Here is a 17,415-nt window from a genome sequence, read left to right as displayed (position 1 = left end):
CGGCCCGGGTCAGCGGTCGTAGTCGACGGTGACCCGGTCGGTGACCGGCCGGGCCTGGCAGGTGAGGACGTAGCCGGCCGCCAGCTCCTTCTCCTCCAGCGCGAAGTTGCGGCGCATCTCCACCTCTCCCTCGGTGACCAGGGCCCGGCAGGTGCCGCAGACCCCGCCCTTGCAGGCGAAGGGCAGGTCGGGGCGGGAGCGCTGGGCGCCGTCCAGGATCGAGCGGTCGCGCGGGAGGGTGAGGGTGCTGCCGCGGCCGTCGAGGACGACGGTGACCTCGCTGCGCTCGCCGGCCGCGGCCCCGGCCGCGCCGTCGGGGCCGTCCAGGTCCTCGTCCCGCTCGGCGAGCGGCTCGTCCTCGGCGTGGAACAGTTCCTGGTGCACCCGCTCCCCGGGCACGGCCAGGTCGGCGAGCAGTTCCTTCGCCCCGGTGACCATGCCGAACGGCCCGCACAGCCACCAGTGTCCGACGGCGTCGACGTCCACCAGCGCCGCCAGCAGCGCCCGGACCCGCTCCGGGTCCAGCCGGCCGCTGAGCAGTTCGGCGTCCCTGGTCTCCCGGGAGAGCACGTGGACCAGCTGGAACCGGCCGAGGTAGCGGTCCTTGAGGTCGGCCAGCTCGTCCGCGAACATCACGGTGTCGCTGCGCCGGTTGCCGTAGAGCAGGGTGACGGTGGAGCGGCGGTCGGCGGCCAGCACGGAGGCGGCGATCGACAGCATCGGGGTGATGCCGGAGCCCGCAGCGAGCAGCACGTGGTCGGCGGGGACGCCGAGTTCGGGGGTGAACAGGCCGGACGGGGTCAGCACCTCGACCTCCTCGCCGGGCCGCGCCTCGCGCACCAGCCAGCGCGAGAACAGCCCGCCGGGCACCTCGCGGACGGCGATCCGCAGCGGGCCGCCGACGGGCGCGCAGATCGAGTACGAGCGGCGCTCGTCGGTCCCGTCCACCAGCTTGCGCAGGGTCAGGGTCTGGCCGGGGCGGAACGCGAACTCGTCCGCCAAGGCGTCCGGCACCGCGAAGGTCACCGCCACGGCGTCCTCGCAGAGCCGCTCCACCCGCTCGATCCGCAGCCGGTGGAAGCTCGGCCGACGGGCCGGGCGGACGGGGTCCGTCACAGGGGTCGCGGCGGGCATTCAGATCTCCTTGACGCGTTCGAACGGCTCGCGGCAGGCGCGGCAGCGCCAGAGCGCCTTGCAGGCGGTGGAGCCGAAGCGGGACAGCTCCTCCGTGTCGGCGCCGCCGCACTGCGGGCAGGGCACGGGGGCCGCGGCGCCCGCGCGGGTGGCGCCGAGGGTGAGCGGGACCGGCCCGGGGCCGGGCGCGAGGGCCGAGGTCGGGCGCGGCGGGGCGATGCCCGCCTCGGCGAGCTTGCGGCGGCCCTCGGCGGTGATCAGGTCGGTGGACCACGGCGGGTCCAGCCGCAGCCGCACCCGGACGTCCGGGTACCCGGCGGAGCGCAGCCGGCGGTCGACGTCGGCGGCCATCTCGGCGACGGCCGGGCAGCCCGAGTAGGTCGGCGTCAGCCAGGCGGTCACCGTGCCGCTGCCGTCGTCCACCTCGACCCCGGCGAGCACGCCCAGGTCGGCCAGGGTGAGCATGGGCAGCTCCGGGTCCGGGACGGCCGCGGCCACCGACCAGGCCGTCTCACGGACGGTGGCGGTGTCCGCGGTGCCCGTCACCACGTCGCCCCCGGGTGGGCGCGCGCCACCACCTGCAGCTCGGCGAGCAGCGGGCCGAGCGCCTCGGTGTGCACCCCGTCACGGCCGGCCCGCCCCAGGACGGTGGCCAGCGGCGGGAGGTCCGGCACGGTCAGTCCGGCCTCGGCGAGGACGGCGGCGAGCTCGCGCAGCACCGGTTCGCGCAGGTCGGCCGGGTCGACGCCGGCCCGCAGCTCCACCGGGTGCGCGGTGAACAGCTCCTCCAGCAGCGGCCAGACGGCGTCCAGCCCGGCCTGCATCCGCTCCGCCGAGTACGGCGTGCCGTCGCCCAGGCGCAGCGTCCAGGCCGTGGCGTACTCGCGGTGGTACGCGAGTTCCTTGACGCCCCGGGCCGCGACCGCGGCCAGCACCGGGTCCGGGTGGGCGCTCAGCGCCTCGTACAGCGCGCCGCGGGCGGTGGCGAACAGCAGCAGCCGGGCGATCGAGTGCGCGAAGTCGCCGTTCGGGGTCTCCACCAGGCGGACGTTGCGGAACTCGTGGTCCTCCCGCCAGTAGGCCAGGTCGTCCTCGGTGCGGCCGGAGCCGTCCGCCTGGCCGGCCCGGGTCAGCAGCAGCCGGGCCTGGCCGAGCAGGTCCAGGCCCAGGTTGGCGAGCGCGACCTCCTCCTCCAGCTCGGGCGCCCGGGTGCACCACTCGATCAGCCGCTGGGAGAGCACCAGGGCGTCATCGCCGAGCATCTGGCAGTAGGCGGCGAGGTCGGCACCGGCCAGGCCGTCGGGCAGGGCGGTGTCCACGCCGAGCAGCGGGTCGGTGAAGCCCGTCCCGTACGCCCAGCGGCCCTCGCCCTCGGGGCCGGGGGTGGCCCCGGCGAGGCTGAGGTAGACGTGGTCGTCCTCGGTGGCGGACGTGGTGTGGTCGTGCACGGTGGCTCCCCCGTCAGATGTGCGGGACATCCTCGGGGATGTCGTAGAAGGTCGGGTGGCGGTAGACCTTGTCGCCGCTGGGCTCGAAGAACGGGTCGCGCTCGTCCGGGGTGGAGGCGGTGATCGCGTCCGAGCGGACCACCCAGAGGCTGACGCCCTCGTTGCGGCGGGTGTACAGGTCGCGGGCGGCGAGCAGCGCCATCCGGTCGTCGGCGGCGTGCAGCGAGCCGACGTGGACGTGGTTCAGGCCGCGCCGGGGGCGCACGAACACCTCGTACAGCGGCCAGCCGGCCTTGGGGCCTGCCTCGGACTCGGTCACTTGTCGTTCTCCTGTTCGGGGGTGGGCCGCTCGGCGGCCGCGGCGTGTCCGGCATCGGGGGCATGTCCGGCGTCGGCGGCGCGCTTGGCGGCGTAGGCGACGGCCGCCTCGCGCACCCAGGCGCCCTCCTCGTGCGCGGCCCGGCGGCGGTCGACCCGCTGGGCGTTGCACGGGCCCTGCCCGCGGATGACCCTGGTCAGCTCTGACCAGTCCGGCTCGCCGAAGTCCCAGCCGCCGCGCTCCTCGTTCCAGCGCAGCTCGGGGTCGGGGAGGGTGACGCCCAGGTGCTCGGCCTGCGGGACGGTCATGTCGACGAAGCGCTGCCGGAGCTCGTCGTTGGTGTGGCGCTTGATCCGCCAGGCCATCGAGCGGGCGGTGTTCGGCGAGTCGGCGTCCGGCGGGCCGAACATCATCAGCGACGGCCACCACCAGCGGTCGACCGCGTCCTGGACCATCCGGCGCTGGCCCTCGGTGCCGCGCATCAGGGTCATCAGGAGCTCGTAGCCCTGGCGCTGGTGGAAGGACTCCTCCTTGCAGACCCGCACCATCGCGCGGGCGTACGGACCGTAGCTGCAGCGGCAGAGCGGGACCTGGTTGCAGATCGCGGCGCCGTCCACCAGCCAGCCGATCACGCCGACGTCGGCGAAGGTGAGGGTGGGGTAGTTGAAGATCGAGGAGTACTTCTGGCGGCCGCTGATCAGCTTCTCGGTGAGCTCGGCGCGGTCGACTCCGAGGGTCTCGGCGGCGGCGTAGAGGTAGAGGCCGTGGCCCGCCTCGTCCTGGGCCTTGGCGAGCAGGATCGCCTTGCGGCGCAGCGAGGGGGCCCGGGTGAGCCAGTTGCCCTCGGGCTGCATGCCGATGATCTCGGAGTGGGCGTGCTGGGCGATCTGGCGGATCAGGGTGGCCCGGTAGGCGTCGGGCATCCAGTCGCGGGGCTCGATCCGCTGCTCGGCGGCGATCACCGCGTCGAACCGGTCCTCCGGCGTCTGCGCGGGGACCGCCTCTTCCACCTCTGTTGTCACCACGGTCCCCTCTCGTGTTCCTGCTCCGGCTTCCCGACTTCCCGGCCTGGGCGGCCTGGGCGGCGGAGCGCCAACCGACTGACCGTTCGGTCGGTACCATTCTGCGCGGCGGGACGGAGGGATGGCAAGGGACGTCGACGAATGGGCGGGCGCGAGGGGCGGGGAGCGAGGGGCGGCGAACAGAAAACAGACAACAGATAACAGCTGACAGAATCTGAAATCTGTCAGCTGTTATCTGTTCGCTGTTACCTGTTACCTGTCACCCGACATCTGTCAGCCGTCAGCCGTCAGCCGTCAGCCGTCAAGGGTCACCCCTCCGCGCGGTCCCGCAGCCGCGGCAGCGGCACCGCGAGCAGCGCCGCCAGCAGGGCGATCCGCGGCGCGAGCTGGTCCAGCTTGATGTACTCGTGCCGGGCGTGGGCGCCGGCGCCGACCGCGCCGAAACCGTCCAGCGTCGGCAGACCGCGCGAGCCGGGCAGGTTGGTGTCCCCGGCACCGCCGGCCGGGGCACCGTCGAGCTGCTGCCCGAGCACCGCGGCGAGCGAACGCACGTGCCTGAGCAGCGGGTTACCGGTGCGCTCGGGCCAGGCCGGCCGGCTGGACAGCACCTCCGTCCGCACCCGCGCGCCCGGCCGCAACGCGGTCAGCCGCGCGAGGTTGTCGAGCGTGCGGCGCTGCGCCTCGGTGGTGGAGAAGCGCAGGCCGAGCTCCGCCTCGGCCCGTCCGGCGACCACGTTCGCCCGTGAACCCCCGCTGATCCGACCGGTGTTGAGCTCCGTACCGGGCTGGCCCGCGAGGTCGCGGACGAGCACCAGCTGGTCGACCAGCTCGTCCACCGCCGACACCCCGTCGTGGGCGTCGTTGCCCGCGTGGGCCTCCCGGCCGGTGACGGTGAGCCGTACCCGGGTACTGCCGCGCCGCGCGGTCTTCAACCGGCCGTCCGGATGCGGCGGCTCCAGTCCCAGGACGGCCGCCGCGCCCCGCAGTTGGCGCTCGACCAGGCCCCGCCCGTCCGGACTGCCGACCTCCTCGTCGGACACCACGACCAGCCGTACGGTGCGGTGCGGCCGCTGCCCCAGGTCGGCGAGAAGCGCCAAGGCGCCCTCCAGGACGGCGAGTCCGCCCTTCATGTCCACCACGCCGGGCCCGGTGAGCCGCCCGTCCTGCTCGGTCACCGGCCAGTCCGCCAGGGTACCGGCGGGCCAGACGGTGTCGTGGTGGCCCACGATCAGCAGGTGGGGCAGGGTCTCGTCCCGCCCCTCCCACTCCAGCACCAGGTGGTCACCGGCCGGGCCGGGTTCGCGGCGGGCGGTTGCCCCGGTGGCCCGGAATCCCGACTCCAACTCCTCGGCGAGCGCGTCGAGTCGGGGCGCATCACCACTCGGCGATTCGATCCGAGCCAGGTCCGCACACCGCCGCCGGACGGCGCCGGCGAGGGTACGGGCCCGGGTACTGAGCGCCTGCGGCAGTCCGGGCAGCGCCGCGGTGATGCTCGTCGCAGCGGCACCGGCGGCGACCGCGGCACCGGCGGCAGCGACAGCGGATCCGACCGCCACCGCACCGGACTTCGCAGTGGCACCGGACTTCGCCGCCGCACCGACCATCGCCGTGGCATCGACCTTGGCCGTGGCATCGACCTTCACCGCGGCCACCGACGCGGCCGTAGCACCTGGCCTGACCGCGGCACCGGTCGTGGCCGTCGCGACCGGCGGGCTCTCGGCGACGGAACCGACGGTGGACGAACCAATAGTGGGCGAACCGACCTTGGCGGAACCGCCCAGGGCGACCAGGGCCTCACCGTCGGCCGCGGCGGGAACGGTCACGGGTACGCGGTCGGGTTCCGCGGCGCTGCCCGGTGCGGCCGGCGACCCGACGATCTGGGGACTCAACGCTCGCCTCCGCGGCCGCAGCCGGTATTCAGCGGCCGCACCGGCCGACCGCTCCCGCCCGGGTGCCATGCCCGGCCGGACCGCGCCGGTCGGCCGGGGGGCCGGACGGCCCGTCGGAACGGCCCGTCTGGCCCAAGTGCGGTGGAACGGTTGGGCGGCGTGCTTGGCATCTGCGTCCTCCTCGCTCGATCCGGTGGCCCCGGTTCCGCCCGGAGCCCCGTGGACGGCGGCTTCCTGGTGGCGGGCGCAAGGGCCGGACCGCCGCAGGGAAGCCGAGATGTGAGCCTAGAAGAACCGTTCGGTTTCCTGCGAGGTGGCCCTGCTCCCAGCGTGCCGGTACGGGCCCCGGTGCCGGGCACCCGTCGGCGGAAGCGGCGGGCGCTCGGCGGGCGGGCCCGGATCGACGCGCGGGCGCGGTCGCCGGATCGCGCCCATCTCCACCATGGACCCGCCGCCCGGGTTCGGCAGCGCAAACCGCCAAGGCACGGCATTTCCACGCCGGATGGGTGACAGCGGCTCAGCGGGCGGTACCAACCGGAGGCACGCGACGGCTCAGGGAAGCCCGCAGCGACACCCGGACCGACGCCCGGGGAACATCCGTGTGAACACCGTCCGACGCTGCGCCCCGCCCTGCCCTCGCGAGCGCCCGCGGTCAGGCACCGTCCCCGACGAGCCCCGCATCGCGTGCGAGCAGCGCCGCCTGGACCCGGTTGGCCACGCCGAGCGCGGTCAGGATCCGACTGACGTGCGCCTTGACGGTGCTCTCCCGCATCCCCAGGACGCCCGCGATCTCGGCGTTGGACAGCCCGTCGGCGAGCTCCCGCAGCACGTCGGTCTCGCGCGGGGTGAGCCCGGCGATCCGGCCCCGGGCGGCGACGGAGCGCGGCGCGCCGACCCGGTGGTACCGGTCGATCAGCCGTCGGGCGGCGGCGGGGTGCAGCATCCCCTGGCCGGCGGCGACCACGTGGACGGCGCGGGCGATCTCGGCGGGCGGGGTGTCCTTGAGCAGGAAGCCGTCCGCCCCGGCGGCGAGCGCCTGGTACACGTACTCGTCCAGGTCGAAGGTGGTGAGCGCGATGACCCGCGGGGCGTCGGGGAGTTGGCGCAGCCGCCGGGTCGCGGCGATCCCGTCGAGCCGGGGCATCCGGATGTCCATCAGCGCGACGTCGATCCGGCGGCCGCGGGCGAGCTCGACGGCCTGCAGTCCGTCGGCGGCCTCGGCGACCACGGTCAGGGCCGGGTCCTGGGCGAGCAGGTCGACCAGGCCGAGGCGCACCAGTGCGTCGTCGTCGACCACCATCGTGCGGATCATGCGGTGTCCTTCGGCTGCGGGGGCTTCTTCCAGGACGGCGACCTCGGAGACAGGGACCTCGACGGCGGGACCTCCGGTGGCGGAACCTCCGGCGGCGCCACGGCGTGGGGTGGCGGCACGGACTGCGCCGGCCGGTCCGGCACGGGCAACCGGGCGGAGAGCCGGAAGCCGCCCGCACCGTCCGGCCCGGCGTCCAGGTGGCCGCCCAGCGCGCCGACCCGTTCGCCGAGGCCCACCAGCCCGTACCCGCCGCCGGAGACCGGCCCGTTCGGTGTCGTCCCTCCGGGGCCGTTGCGGACCTCGACGGTGGTCGCCGGTGCCCCGTAGCCGACCCGGACGGTGACGGGCGCGGCGTGGGCGTGCTTGCGGGCGTTGGTCAGTGCCTCCTGGACCACCCGGTACACGGCGAGCCGGTGGGTGGTGGGCACGGCCTCCGGGTCTCCCGCCAGGGCGAGTTCGACCTGCTGCCCGGCCTGGTTCGCCTCGTCGATCAGGTCGGTGAGGTCACGCAGGGCGGGCGCCGGGACGGGCGGCAGGACGGGCGCCAGGACGGGCGGCGGGCCGGACAACTGGCCGGACAACGGGACGGACAGCGCCCCGGTCGACGGCCTGAACGGCGCGGACGACTCCCCGGACGATACGGGCACGTCGGCCTCGGCGGCGGGCCGCTCCGGCGGTTCGGCGCGCAGGGCGCCCAGGACGTCGCGCAGGTCGTCGAGCGAGCGGGCGGCGGTGGTGCGCAGGAGTTCGAGACGGTGGGTGAGCCGGTCCGGGTCGGCGGCGACGGTCCCGGCCCGGGCCTGGTCGCGCAGCACTCCGGCGTGCAGCACCAGCAGGCTCAGCCGGTGGGCCAGCACGTCGTGCATCTCCCGGGCGATCCGGGCGCGTTCGGCGGAGCGGGCCTGCTCGGCGCGCAACTCCCGCTCCCGCCGCAGGGTTTCGACCTGGGCGTGCAGCGTCCGGATCAGCACCCGGCGGCCGTGCAGCCACAGCCCGAAGGACAAGGTGGCCGCCTGGAGGAGGAGTTGGGAACCGGTCGTCCCCGCCCAGCCGACCAGCGAGTCCGCGGCGATCGCACTGCCCACGGCGATCACCGCGCCGCCGGCCGCCGCCGGACCGACCCGGCCGAGGGAGGCCAGGTAGTAGACGCTGATCAATCCCGGGAAGGCCCGGTTGAGCAGCCCGCCGGTGAGCACCGGCAGGACGGCCGAGGCGATGGGGTGACGGCGGGCGAGCAGCAGCGAGAGCGCGGCGAGCACGGCCACCGCCACCCGGGGCAGGCGCAGCGGGCCGTCGAGGTGCAGCCACTGGAAGACGCCCTCCTCGACGGCGAGCCCGAGGATCCCGAGCAGCAACAGGCTGTCGGCCCAGGGCCGGTGGTCCGGGCCGTACCAGCCGAGCAGGCCTGTGCGCATGGAGCTCCTCCCCGCCCGGTCCCGTCCACCCGCTCGATGCTACGGGCGGACGGCGGCGCGACACCCCCTCCTCCCGGACGTCGGCACCCTCGACTTTCGTCGGGGGTCGGCGCCGCTCACCGGCCGATCCGCGGCGTTCCCGCGCTCCCTAGCGTCGTCGACATGACGACCGAACAGCTCCACCCGAGCCCCGACTCCCCTCCGCAGCAGCACAGTTCGCCCGAAACGCACGGCCAGGAGAGCGTGCACGACCAGCACAGCACGCACGACACGCACGACACGCACAGCTCGCGAGCCAGGCAGGCCACGCACAGCACGCACGGCTCTCCGTACGGCGGGGACCGCCTGCTGTTCCTCCCCGAGGCCCTGCGCACCTTCCACGACACCGGCGCACTGGCGCCGAGCGGACCGGCGCTGGTAAACGCCCTGGTGGTGTCGGCCACCAGCCGTCCGAACCGGCCGATCTCGGTACTGGAGGTCGGCGCCGGCACGGGCGTGGTGACCCGCCGGCTGGCCCAGGTGCTGCGTCCCGGCGACCGGCTGCACGTGGTCGAGGCGAACCCGCGGTTCGCCGACCGGCTGCGGGAGGACCCGGTCCTGGCCGCGCGCCGACCGGGGGTGGGGCTGCGACTGTCGACCTGCCGGGTGGAGGAACTGCCGGAGGCGGCCGCGCCGACGGGGGCCGCGGACGAGCGGTACGACGTGATCGTGTCCGGGCTGCCGTTCACCAACTTCGAGCCGGCCCTGGTCCGGCGCATCCTCGACCTCTACCTGCGCCTGCTGGCCCCGGGCGGCGAGCTGACCTACTTCGGGTACCTCGGCACCACGACGGCCCGCACCCTCACCTCGGGCCCCCGTCGGGGCGCCCGCCACCGGGCGGTGGTGCGGCTGCTGCGGCGCTTCGAGGCGACGTACGGGCTGGGCGAGCGCACGGTGTGGCGCAATCTGCCGCCCGCCCGGGCCCACCTGCTGCGCTCGCCGGGGCCGTACTCCTAACCCCTGGCGGCGTGACTCCTGGCGGCGCAACTCCTAGCGGGCATATCGCCGCGAACAAATGACAAAAGACAGCGAACAGATTTTGAAATCTGTTCGCTGTCGTGCCATAGTGAGATCCGGGTCACACTGCCCCCGCCCTCCGGCGCCGCACTCGCCCCTGGAGCTCCCATGGCCTCGACCACCCGCCCCGCCCAGCGTCCCCTCGGCACCTCCGGCCCCGTCACCTCCGCCCTCGGCCTCGGCTGCATGGGCATGTCCGACCTCTACGGCCCGGCCGACGAGGCCGAGAGCATCGCCACCATCCACGCCGCCCTGGACGCCGGGATCACCCTCCTCGACACCGGCGACTTCTACGGCATGGGCCACAACGAGCTGCTGATCCACGAAGCCCTGCGCGGCCGCGACCGCGACAGCGTCCAGATCAGCGTGAAGTTCGGCGCCCAGCGCGGCCCCGACGGCCAGTGGCTCGGCTACGACACCAGCCCGGCCGCCACCAAGACCGCGCTGACGTACACCCTGCGCCGGCTGCGCACCGACCACATCGACGTCTACCGCCCCGCCCGGCTCGACTCCAAGGTCCCGATCGAGGAGACCGTCGGCGCCATCGCGGACCTGGTGAAGGACGGCTACGTCCGCCACATCGGCCTGTCCGAGGTCGGCGCCGACACCCTGCGCCGCGCCGCCGCCGTCCACCCGATCAGCGACCTGCAGATCGAGTACTCGCTGCTCAGCCGCTCCATCGAGGCGGCCGTCCTGCCCACCGCCCGCGAGCTCGGCATCGGCATCACCGCGTACGGCGTGCTCTCCCGCGGCCTGCTCAGCGGCCACTGGAACCCGGACCGCTCGCTCGCCGGCACCGACTTCCGCACCGCCAGCCCCCGCTTCCAGGGCGACAACCTGACCCACAACCTCGCCCTGGTCGAGGCGCTGCGCGCGGTCGCCGACGCCAAGGGCGCCGGCGTCGCCCAGATCGCCATCGCCTGGGTGGCCTCGCGCGGCGAGGACGTCGTCACGCTGGTCGGCGCCCGCCGTCGCGACCGGCTGACCGAGGCGCTCGGCTCGCTGGACGTCACCCTCACCCCCGCCGACCTGGCCGCCATCGAGGCCGCCGTCCCCGCCGGGGCCGCGGCCGGCGAACGGTACGCTGCCGCGCAGATGGCGCGCCTGGACAGCGAGCGCTGACCGAGCCCGCGCTGACCGGCGAGAACCCTCCGCACCACCCGACCGCACGACCCTAAGGACGGCCCCGTGACCACGGACACCGCACTCACCGCCGAGCAGATCCTGATCGCGGCGGAGGAAGCCCTCCGGCGGTTCGGCCCGGCCAAGGCCACCGTCGTGGACGTCGCCCGGGAACTCGGCGTCAGCCACAGCAGCGTCTACCGCCACTTCCCCAGCAAGGCGGCGCTGCGGGAGGCGGTCACCCAGCGCTGGCTGAACCAGGCGCACTACGACCTGGAGATGGTCGCGAACGACGCCGGCGGCGCCGTCGAGCGCCTCCAGCGCTGGCTGACCACGCTGTTCGGGGCCAAGCGGAAGAAGGCACTGGACGACCCGGAGCTGTTCGCCACCTACCTGGTGCTGGCCGAGGAGAACAGCACGGTCGTCGACGCGCACGTCGAGACCCTGGTCAAGCAGATCGCCCAGATCGTCCACGACGGCATGGACGCCAAGGAGTTCCAGCTCGCCCACGTCCCCTCCACCGCTCGCGCGGTCTTCGACGCCACGGCCCCCTTCCACAACCCGGTCTTCGCCCACACCTGGTCCGAGCCCACCGCGGACGAGCGCTTCGCGGCGGTCTGGAAGCTCGTGCTCAGCGGCTTGAAGGGCAGGCCCGCCGAGCTGGTCCCCGAGCCGACGGAGTTCTGAGCGGAGCCCGCCCCGCACGAGGGCGGTGAGGCGTCGGCGGCCGGAGCGAAATCCGGTCGTCGGCGCCTCACCCTTTCAGGCAGACTGTCGCACCCAGTTGATCTCACTCGGAGGATGACATGCGTGCGGCCGGCCCGGTCCTGGACAGCCTGCGGGGGCTCGCGCTCGGCGACGCCTTCGGTGACCGGTGGTTCTCCGTCCCGGTGGACGAGGCTCCCGCCGCTCTGGCGGCCCGCCTGGTCCGCCCGGCGCCCTGGCACTGGACCGACGACACGGCGATGGCCCTCGTCCTGGTCCGCCACCTCGCCGCCCACGGGGAGGTCCGGCAGGACGCGCTGGCCGCCGGGTTCGCGGCCGAGTACGCCCGCGAGTACCAGCGCAAGTACGGCCCGTCGATGCACCGGGTGCTGCGCGGGATCGGTGCCGGCGGGCACTGGCGCGCCATCACCTCGGGCCAGTTCGAGGGCCAGGGCTCGTACGGGAACGGCGCCGCGATGCGGGTCGCCCCGCTGGGCGCCGGGTTCGCCGAGGACCTCGACGAGGTCGCCCGGCAGGCCGAACTCCAGGCGCTCACCACCCACTTCCACCCCGAGGCGGTCACCGGGGCGGTGGCGGTGGCACTCGCCGCGGCGCTCGCCGTCCGCAGCCGGGGCCACCGGGCGCCGGGCCGGACCGAGTTGCTCACCGAGGTGGCCGACCGGCTGCCGGAGAGCGACGTCCGCTCCGGCCTGCGGATCGCCGCCCGGCTGCCGGAGCACACCAGCGTCCGGCACGCCGCCAACGTGCTGGGCTCGGGGCTGATGATCTCCGCCCCGGACACCGTCCCCTTCGCCCTCTGGTCCGCCGCCGGGCACTTGGACTCGCTGCCCGACGCGATCTGGCACACCCTGGAGGGCTGGGGCGACATGGACACCACCTGCGCCATCGCCGCCGGCGTGGTGGCCGCCCGCACCGGGCTCGCGGACGTGCCGGCCGACTGGCTCGCGGCCTGCGAGGAGCTGCCGGAGTGGGCCGCCGACCGGTAGCCAACGCCGGGCGGTCAAGGCCAGGTAGTCAAAGGCCAGGTAGTCAACGCCAGGTAGTCAGCGCCTGGCAGTCAGCGCCTGGCAGTCAACGCCGAGCGAGGAAGCGGAGCACCCGGTAGCCGATGAGCAGGACCATCGCCCCACCGATCGCCGACACCCAGGTCGTGACGTCGAGGAGGCCCACCCGCACCGTCCCGTGCATCCAGTGCAGGACGATCCAGGTGCCGATGTAGGAGCCGGTGATCCCGATCAAGGTGCTGCCGATCAGACCGCGCTCCCCCCTCGACATCGCCATCCTGGCCAGCGTCCCCGACACCAGGCCGAGCACGATCCACTCCATCCAGCTCATCCGCCGCCCCTTGCGTCATCGGTGTGACGAGACCCCGCCGCGCTCGTCCGTCAGCGGCGCGAGTTGCCGAACAGCAGCCGGTAGGCGATCAGCAGCACCAACGCGCCGCCGATCGCCGCCACCCAGGTCGGCCCGTCGAAGAAGCGCGCCGTGATCGACCGGTGCAGGAAGTGCGACGCGATCCAGCCGCCGACGAAGGAGCCGGCGATCCCGATCAGGGTGGTCACGATCAGACCGCCCGGGTCCCTCCCGGGCAGCAGCAGCTTGGCCAGGGCTCCGGCCACCAGGCCCAGCACGATCCACGCGACGACGCTCATCCGAACCCGTCCCTCCCGTCCGTGGCGCGACGGCCCCGTCCCGCGCGCTCTGCCACGGAGGACGCCGACACCCACCGAGGCGGTTCCGGCCGACCCCGGCCGACGGCGGGATCCGGCCACCCGGAGCCGACCGGTCCGCGCGTGGCGTCCTTCCGGCCGGTCGTACCCGCCGAAATACTGCGGCCATGCGCATCCTGATCGCCACCGCCGGCTCCCGGGGCGACGTCGCACCCTTCACCGGGCTCGGCGTCCGCCTACAGGCGGCCGGACATCAGGTGGCCGTCGCCACCCACGCCACCTTCGCCGACTCGGTACGGGCCGCCGGACTGGAGTTCCGTCCACTGCCCGTCGACCCACGGGCCGAACTCGCCTCCACCGAGGGCCGGCGACTGCTGCGGGCCGGCAGCGGGCCCGGCGTCGTCCTGCAACTGCTGCGCCTGGGGCGGAGGTTCATGCCCGCCCTCGGCGACGGCATCGCGGACGCGACGGCGCTCGGTGCCGACCTGCTGCTCACCACCAGCACCACCAGTGCGCTCGGCCAGGTCGCGGCCGAGGCGGCCGGCATCCCCACCATCGGGCTGTACCTCCAACCCCTCTCCCCCACCCGCGAGTTCGCCCCGGCCGTGACCGGCGCCCGCTCGCTCGGACGGCCCGGCAACCTGCTCGCCGGCCACGCCGTCCAGGCGGCCACCGACCAACTGTTCGTCCCGGCCGTCCGCGGACTGCGCCGCCGGCTCGGGCTGCCGCCGCTGGGCATCGCCCGGGCCCGGCGCGACCACCCCGTCCTGCACGGCTTCTCGCCGCGCGTCGTCCCCCGGCCGACGGACTGGCACCCACGACTGGACGTGGCCGGGTACTGGTGGCCCGCCGGACCCGCGGGTTGGCAGCCCCCGCAGCGGCTGCTCGACTTCCTGGCCGCCGGACCGCCCCCGGTCTTCGTCGGCTTCGGCAGCCTGGTCGTGCCCGATCCCGAACGGCTCACCGCGACCGTCCTCGCCGCCGGCCGCGCCGCCCGGGTCCGCCTCCTCCTGCAGTCCGGCTGGAGCGGCCTGGCCGCCGAGGACTCGGAGACCGTACTGACCATCGGCGACACCCCGCACGACTGGCTGTTCCCGCGCACCGCGGCCGTCGTCCACCACGCGGGCGCGGGCACCACGGCGGCCACCCTCCGCTCCGGCACCCCCGCCGTCCCGGTGCCCGCCCAGTTGGACGCCCCCTTCTGGTCCGCACGGCTCACCGCGCTCGGCGTCTCACCCGGCCCGGTACCCCTGCGCGCCCTGACCGCCGCCCACCTGGCCGCCTCCATCCGCCAGGCCCTGGACGACCCCCACTACCGCACCCGCGCCCGCTCCGTCGCAGCCGCCCTCGCCACCGAGGACGGCGCCGCCAAAGTCCTGGCCGCGGTGGAGGCGACGGGCGACAAATGACAGATGACAAATGACGGATAACAGATGACAGCGAACAGATTTCGAAATCTGTTCGCTGTCATCTGTTATCTGTTATCCGTCCGCTGACATCTGTCACCTGTCAGTTGTCACCCGCCCGCTGCTCCCCGATCCTCCTGCCCCCGCCCCGTTCCGCCCCGCCCCTCTCCTCGCCCCGCGCTCAGCACCAGGTAGACCACCACCGACGACGCGAGCCCCACCGCCCACCCGTAGTCCGCCAGCGGCTGGAGGAGCGGGACCAACCCGTCCACCGGGAACGGCCCCTGCTTCACCCCGTGCGGGTCCACCGTCGAGTACGATCCCCCGACCGCCAGCAGGCCACCGACCAGCAGCGCGGTGACCGCCCGCCAGTTCCAGCCGCCCGCATACCAGTAGGCGCCGAACGGCCGGTAGAGCTCGGCGAGTTGCAGCCGGGTGCGGCGCAGCAGCCAGTAGTCGGCGATCAGCACCCCGGCGACCGTCCCGAGCAGGCCGCCGACCACGCCCAGCCAGACGTAGATGTAGACGTGCGGGTCGGCGGTCAGCCTCCACGGGAAGATGGCGATCCCGACCACGCCGGTGATCAGCGCCCCGGTACGGAAGTTGACGAACCGGGGCACCAGGTTGGCCAGGTCGTACGCCGGGGAGACGACGTTGGCCGCGATGTTCACCGACAGCGTCGCGATCAGGACGGTCAGCAGCGCGAACAGGAGGGCCGCCGGGCTCTCCATCTTCGCGGCGAGCTTGATCGGGTCCCACACCGGTTCGCCGTACACCGCCGCGGAGCCCGAGGTGACCAGCACCGACAGCAGCGCGAAGAGCGTCATCGTCGTCGGCAGACCGAGGGCCTGGCCGCGGATCTGGGCTCGTTGGCTGCCGCCGAAGCGGGTGAAGTCGGGGATGTTGAGCGCCAGCGTGGACCAGAAGCCGATCATCCCCATCAGCGACGGGAAGAAGACCTTCCAGAACCCGCTGCCCCAGCCCAGTTTCGACGGCTGGTCGAGCAACGGGCCGAGCCCGCCCGCCTTGACGCCGATCCAGACCAGCAGGGCGAGCGCGCCGACGATGACGAACGGCGCCGCCCAGTTCTCGAAGCGCCGCAGCGCCTCCATCCCCCGGGCGATGATGACCATCTCGATCAGCCAGAACAGCAGGAAGGAGGCCCACTGCGTCCACGGGTAGCCGCCGAACTCGGTTGCGGTCCGCCAGGATTCGCCGAGAAGCCGGCCCGCCAGCAGGAAGATCCCCTCACCCCCGATCCAGGTCTGGATGCCGAACCAGGCGCAGGCGACCGTCGCCCGGATGAGCGCGGGCAGATTGGCGCCACGCAGCCCGAACGAGGCCCGCGCGAACACCGGGAAGGGGATGCCGTACTTCGTCCCGGCGTGTCCGGTGAGGAGCATCGGCGCGAGCACGATCAGGTTGGCGAGCGCGATGGTCAGCACCGCCTGCTTCCAGTCCATCCCGAGCGCGACCAGACCCGAAGCCAGCGTCCAGGAGGGGATGTTGTGGGCCATGCCGACCCAGAGCGCGAGGAAGTTGTAGGTGGTCCAGGTGCGCTGCCGCACCGGGACCGGCCGGAGGTCGTCACTGGTGAAGCCGTTGGGAGGCAACACCCCTTCGGCTGGGTCGAGTTCGACCCGGCCGTCGGGATGCTGCCACTGTCCGCCGCCGTCGGTCGCGGTGTCGGCCATGGGCAACTCCCTTCTGCCACGCGCGGGATCAAGGAATCACGGGACCAGGGGGCCGCAGACTCAAGGGGGCACAGGCTCACGAGGCCGGCGATTCAGAGGTGGGGGATGACGTCCGCCCCGTAGGCGTCGATGGTGGCCTCGACCGCGTCGTGCATGGCGTAGACGGCGAACTGGTCGACGCCGAGCGAGCGGAGTTCGGCGAGCCGGGCGCGCTGGGCCTCGACCGGTCCGATCAGGCAGAAGCGGTCGACGATCGCGTCCGGGACGAAGGCGGTGTCGGGGTTCCCGGCCCGCCCGTGGTGACTGTAGTCGTAGCCCTGGCGGTCCTTGATGTACTCGGTGAGGGCATCGGGCACCAGGTCGGAGTGTTCGCCGTAGTGGCTGACCAGGTCGGCGACGTGGTTGCCGACCATCCCGCCGAACCACCGGCACTGCTCCCGGGCGTGGGCGAGCGCGGCGGGCGAGTCGTCGGCGGTGACGTACGCGGGCGCGGCGACGCAGATGGTGACGTCGGCCGGGTCCCGTCCCGCCTCGACGGCGGCCGCCCGGACGGCCTTGACCATGTACTCGGTGAGGTAGGGGTCGGCCAACTGGAGGATGAAGCCGTCCGCCTGACGTCCAGTCAGTGCGAGTGCCTTGGGCCCGTACGCGCCCATCCAGATCGGCAGCGAGGCGCCGGGGCCGACCCACGGAAGGTGCATCTCGGCGCCGTCCACCTCGGCGGTGCGTCCCTCGGCCAACTCCTTGACGGCGTGCATGGCTTGGGAGAGTCGGTCGAGGGTGGCGGGGCGGCGACCGGCGACCCGCATGGCGGAGTCGCCGCGGCCGATGCCGCACACCGTCCGGTTGCCGTACATGTCGTTGAGGGTGGCGAACAGGGAGGCGGTGACCTCCCAGGTGCGGGTGGAGGGGTTGGTGACCATCGGGCCGACGGTGAGGCGCTCGGTCTCGGCCAGGATGCGGCTGTAGATGACGAAGGGCTCCTGCCACAGCACGCAGGAGTCGAAGGTCCAGCCGTGGCTGAACCCGGCCTGTTCGGCGCGGATCATCCGGTCGATGAGCAGGCGGGCCGGCGGGTCGGTCTGGAGGACGAGGCCGATGTCCATGGGGTGCTCCGGGAGAGGGGTGGGAGGGCGGCCCGGGGCCGGCGCACTCGGCGCGGCCCCGGGCGACGAAGGCGAGACGAAGGCGAAGCGATGCGA

Annotated in this window: 17 protein-coding genes; 5 read left to right on the top strand and 12 right to left on the bottom strand. The window is 73.9% G+C overall.

Annotated elements, in window-relative coordinates; translation table 11 throughout:
* Positions 1-9: 9 nt before the first annotated feature.
* The 8 genes from paaE to ACFV8H_RS00910 all read right to left on the bottom strand — a co-directional run bounded on the left by paaE (position 10) and on the right by ACFV8H_RS00910 (position 8,539).
* A complete protein-coding gene (gene paaE, locus ACFV8H_RS00945) occupies positions 10-1,134 on the bottom strand; it encodes a 1,2-phenylacetyl-CoA epoxidase subunit PaaE (protein WP_380395923.1) in 1,125 nt (374 codons plus the stop codon).
* Positions 1,135-1,683 (bottom strand): 1,2-phenylacetyl-CoA epoxidase subunit PaaD, encoded by a 549-nt coding sequence (gene paaD, locus ACFV8H_RS00940; protein ID WP_380395922.1) that lies wholly within the window; start codon positions 1,681-1,683, stop codon positions 1,135-1,137. It abuts the gene before it with no gap.
* Positions 1,677-2,612: a 1,2-phenylacetyl-CoA epoxidase subunit PaaC gene (gene paaC, locus ACFV8H_RS00935; RefSeq protein WP_380395921.1), complete on the bottom strand. Its 936-nt coding sequence runs from the start codon at positions 2,610-2,612 to the stop codon at positions 1,677-1,679. The genes paaD and paaC overlap by 7 nt, the downstream gene beginning before the upstream one ends.
* Positions 2,596-2,901 carry a 1,2-phenylacetyl-CoA epoxidase subunit PaaB gene (gene paaB / locus ACFV8H_RS00930; protein ID WP_375890625.1) on the bottom strand — a complete coding sequence of 102 codons (306 nt, stop codon included), beginning with the start codon at positions 2,899-2,901 and terminating at the stop codon, positions 2,596-2,598. The genes paaC and paaB overlap by 17 nt, the downstream gene beginning before the upstream one ends.
* Entirely contained in the window at positions 2,898-3,926 is a 1,029-nt protein-coding gene (gene paaA, locus ACFV8H_RS00925) for a 1,2-phenylacetyl-CoA epoxidase subunit PaaA (RefSeq protein ID WP_380395920.1), read from the bottom strand. The genes paaB and paaA overlap by 4 nt, the downstream gene beginning before the upstream one ends.
* A 305-nt stretch (positions 3,927-4,231) precedes the next feature.
* The gene (locus ACFV8H_RS00920) at positions 4,232-5,746 is read right to left on the bottom strand and encodes a M20/M25/M40 family metallo-hydrolase (RefSeq protein ID WP_380395919.1); all 1,515 of its coding nucleotides are present in this window, start codon (positions 5,744-5,746) and stop codon (positions 4,232-4,234) included.
* A gap of 718 nt (positions 5,747-6,464) precedes the next feature.
* Entirely contained in the window at positions 6,465-7,124 is a 660-nt protein-coding gene (locus tag ACFV8H_RS00915; protein ID WP_375890631.1) for a response regulator, read from the bottom strand.
* Positions 7,121-8,539 (bottom strand): sensor histidine kinase, encoded by a 1,419-nt coding sequence (locus ACFV8H_RS00910; protein WP_380395918.1) that lies wholly within the window; start codon positions 8,537-8,539, stop codon positions 7,121-7,123. The genes ACFV8H_RS00915 and ACFV8H_RS00910 overlap by 4 nt, the downstream gene beginning before the upstream one ends.
* A 162-nt stretch (positions 8,540-8,701) precedes the next feature.
* Here ACFV8H_RS00910 and ACFV8H_RS00905 point away from each other — a divergent pair, with 162 nt between their 5' ends.
* The 4 genes from ACFV8H_RS00905 to ACFV8H_RS00890 all read left to right on the top strand — a co-directional run bounded on the left by ACFV8H_RS00905 (position 8,702) and on the right by ACFV8H_RS00890 (position 12,429).
* Positions 8,702-9,535, top strand: a complete 834-nt coding sequence (locus ACFV8H_RS00905; RefSeq protein WP_380395917.1) for a class I SAM-dependent methyltransferase — start codon at positions 8,702-8,704, stop codon at positions 9,533-9,535.
* 168 nt (positions 9,536-9,703) lie between these two features.
* Positions 9,704-10,717, top strand: a complete 1,014-nt coding sequence (locus tag ACFV8H_RS00900) for an aldo/keto reductase (protein WP_380395916.1) — start codon at positions 9,704-9,706, stop codon at positions 10,715-10,717.
* Positions 10,718-10,783: 66 nt separating this feature from the next.
* Positions 10,784-11,404 (top strand): TetR family transcriptional regulator, encoded by a 621-nt coding sequence (locus tag ACFV8H_RS00895; protein ID WP_380395915.1) that lies wholly within the window; start codon positions 10,784-10,786, stop codon positions 11,402-11,404.
* Positions 11,405-11,523: 119 nt separating this feature from the next.
* A complete protein-coding gene (locus tag ACFV8H_RS00890) occupies positions 11,524-12,429 on the top strand; it encodes an ADP-ribosylglycohydrolase family protein (RefSeq protein WP_380395914.1) in 906 nt (301 codons plus the stop codon).
* Positions 12,430-12,514: 85 nt separating this feature from the next.
* Here the strand turns inward: ACFV8H_RS00890 and ACFV8H_RS00885 are convergent, their stop codons facing one another.
* Complete coding sequence (locus ACFV8H_RS00885) at positions 12,515-12,778, bottom strand: GlsB/YeaQ/YmgE family stress response membrane protein (protein WP_375890643.1); 264 nt, start codon at positions 12,776-12,778, stop codon at positions 12,515-12,517.
* A gap of 50 nt (positions 12,779-12,828) precedes the next feature.
* Positions 12,829-13,095, bottom strand: a complete 267-nt coding sequence (locus ACFV8H_RS00880) for a GlsB/YeaQ/YmgE family stress response membrane protein (protein ID WP_380395913.1) — start codon at positions 13,093-13,095, stop codon at positions 12,829-12,831.
* Between the two features lie 185 nt (positions 13,096-13,280).
* Between ACFV8H_RS00880 and ACFV8H_RS00875 the strand changes: the two genes are divergently transcribed.
* Positions 13,281-14,522, top strand: a complete 1,242-nt coding sequence (locus ACFV8H_RS00875; protein WP_380395912.1) for a glycosyltransferase — start codon at positions 13,281-13,283, stop codon at positions 14,520-14,522.
* A 107-nt stretch (positions 14,523-14,629) separates the two neighbouring features.
* Here ACFV8H_RS00875 and ACFV8H_RS00870 read toward each other — a convergent pair whose 3' ends face one another.
* The gene (locus ACFV8H_RS00870; RefSeq protein ID WP_380395911.1) at positions 14,630-16,213 is read right to left on the bottom strand and encodes an NCS1 family nucleobase:cation symporter-1; all 1,584 of its coding nucleotides are present in this window, start codon (positions 16,211-16,213) and stop codon (positions 14,630-14,632) included.
* A 92-nt stretch (positions 16,214-16,305) separates the two neighbouring features.
* A complete protein-coding gene (locus ACFV8H_RS00865; RefSeq protein WP_380395910.1) occupies positions 16,306-17,319 on the bottom strand; it encodes a TIGR03842 family LLM class F420-dependent oxidoreductase in 1,014 nt (337 codons plus the stop codon).
* Positions 17,320-17,415 lie beyond the last annotated feature (96 nt).

The sequence above is a fragment of the Kitasatospora sp. NPDC059827 genome, assembly GCF_042731675.1.
In the GTDB taxonomy this organism is placed as follows: domain Bacteria; phylum Actinomycetota; class Actinomycetes; order Streptomycetales; family Streptomycetaceae; genus Kitasatospora.
This window is presented reverse-complemented; position numbering and strand designations above follow the sequence as displayed.

Coding starts and splice junctions, on each gene's coding strand:
- paaE (WP_380395923.1), bottom strand. CDS start 1,134: ATGCCCGCCGCGACCCCTGTGACGGACCCCGTCCGCCCGGCCCGTCGG.
- paaC (WP_380395921.1), bottom strand. CDS start 2,612: ATGTCCCGCACATCTGACGGGGGAGCCACCGTGCACGACCACACCACG.
- ACFV8H_RS00915 (WP_375890631.1), bottom strand. CDS start 7,124: ATGATCCGCACGATGGTGGTCGACGACGACGCACTGGTGCGCCTCGGC.
- ACFV8H_RS00910 (WP_380395918.1), bottom strand. CDS start 8,539: ATGCGCACAGGCCTGCTCGGCTGGTACGGCCCGGACCACCGGCCCTGG.
- ACFV8H_RS00905 (WP_380395917.1), top strand. CDS start 8,702: ATGACGACCGAACAGCTCCACCCGAGCCCCGACTCCCCTCCGCAGCAG.
- ACFV8H_RS00900 (WP_380395916.1), top strand. CDS start 9,704: ATGGCCTCGACCACCCGCCCCGCCCAGCGTCCCCTCGGCACCTCCGGC.
- ACFV8H_RS00890 (WP_380395914.1), top strand. CDS start 11,524: ATGCGTGCGGCCGGCCCGGTCCTGGACAGCCTGCGGGGGCTCGCGCTC.
- ACFV8H_RS00885 (WP_375890643.1), bottom strand. CDS start 12,778: ATGAGCTGGATGGAGTGGATCGTGCTCGGCCTGGTGTCGGGGACGCTG.
- ACFV8H_RS00880 (WP_380395913.1), bottom strand. CDS start 13,095: ATGAGCGTCGTCGCGTGGATCGTGCTGGGCCTGGTGGCCGGAGCCCTG.
- ACFV8H_RS00875 (WP_380395912.1), top strand. CDS start 13,281: ATGCGCATCCTGATCGCCACCGCCGGCTCCCGGGGCGACGTCGCACCC.
- ACFV8H_RS00870 (WP_380395911.1), bottom strand. CDS start 16,213: ATGGCCGACACCGCGACCGACGGCGGCGGACAGTGGCAGCATCCCGAC.
- ACFV8H_RS00865 (WP_380395910.1), bottom strand. CDS start 17,319: ATGGACATCGGCCTCGTCCTCCAGACCGACCCGCCGGCCCGCCTGCTC.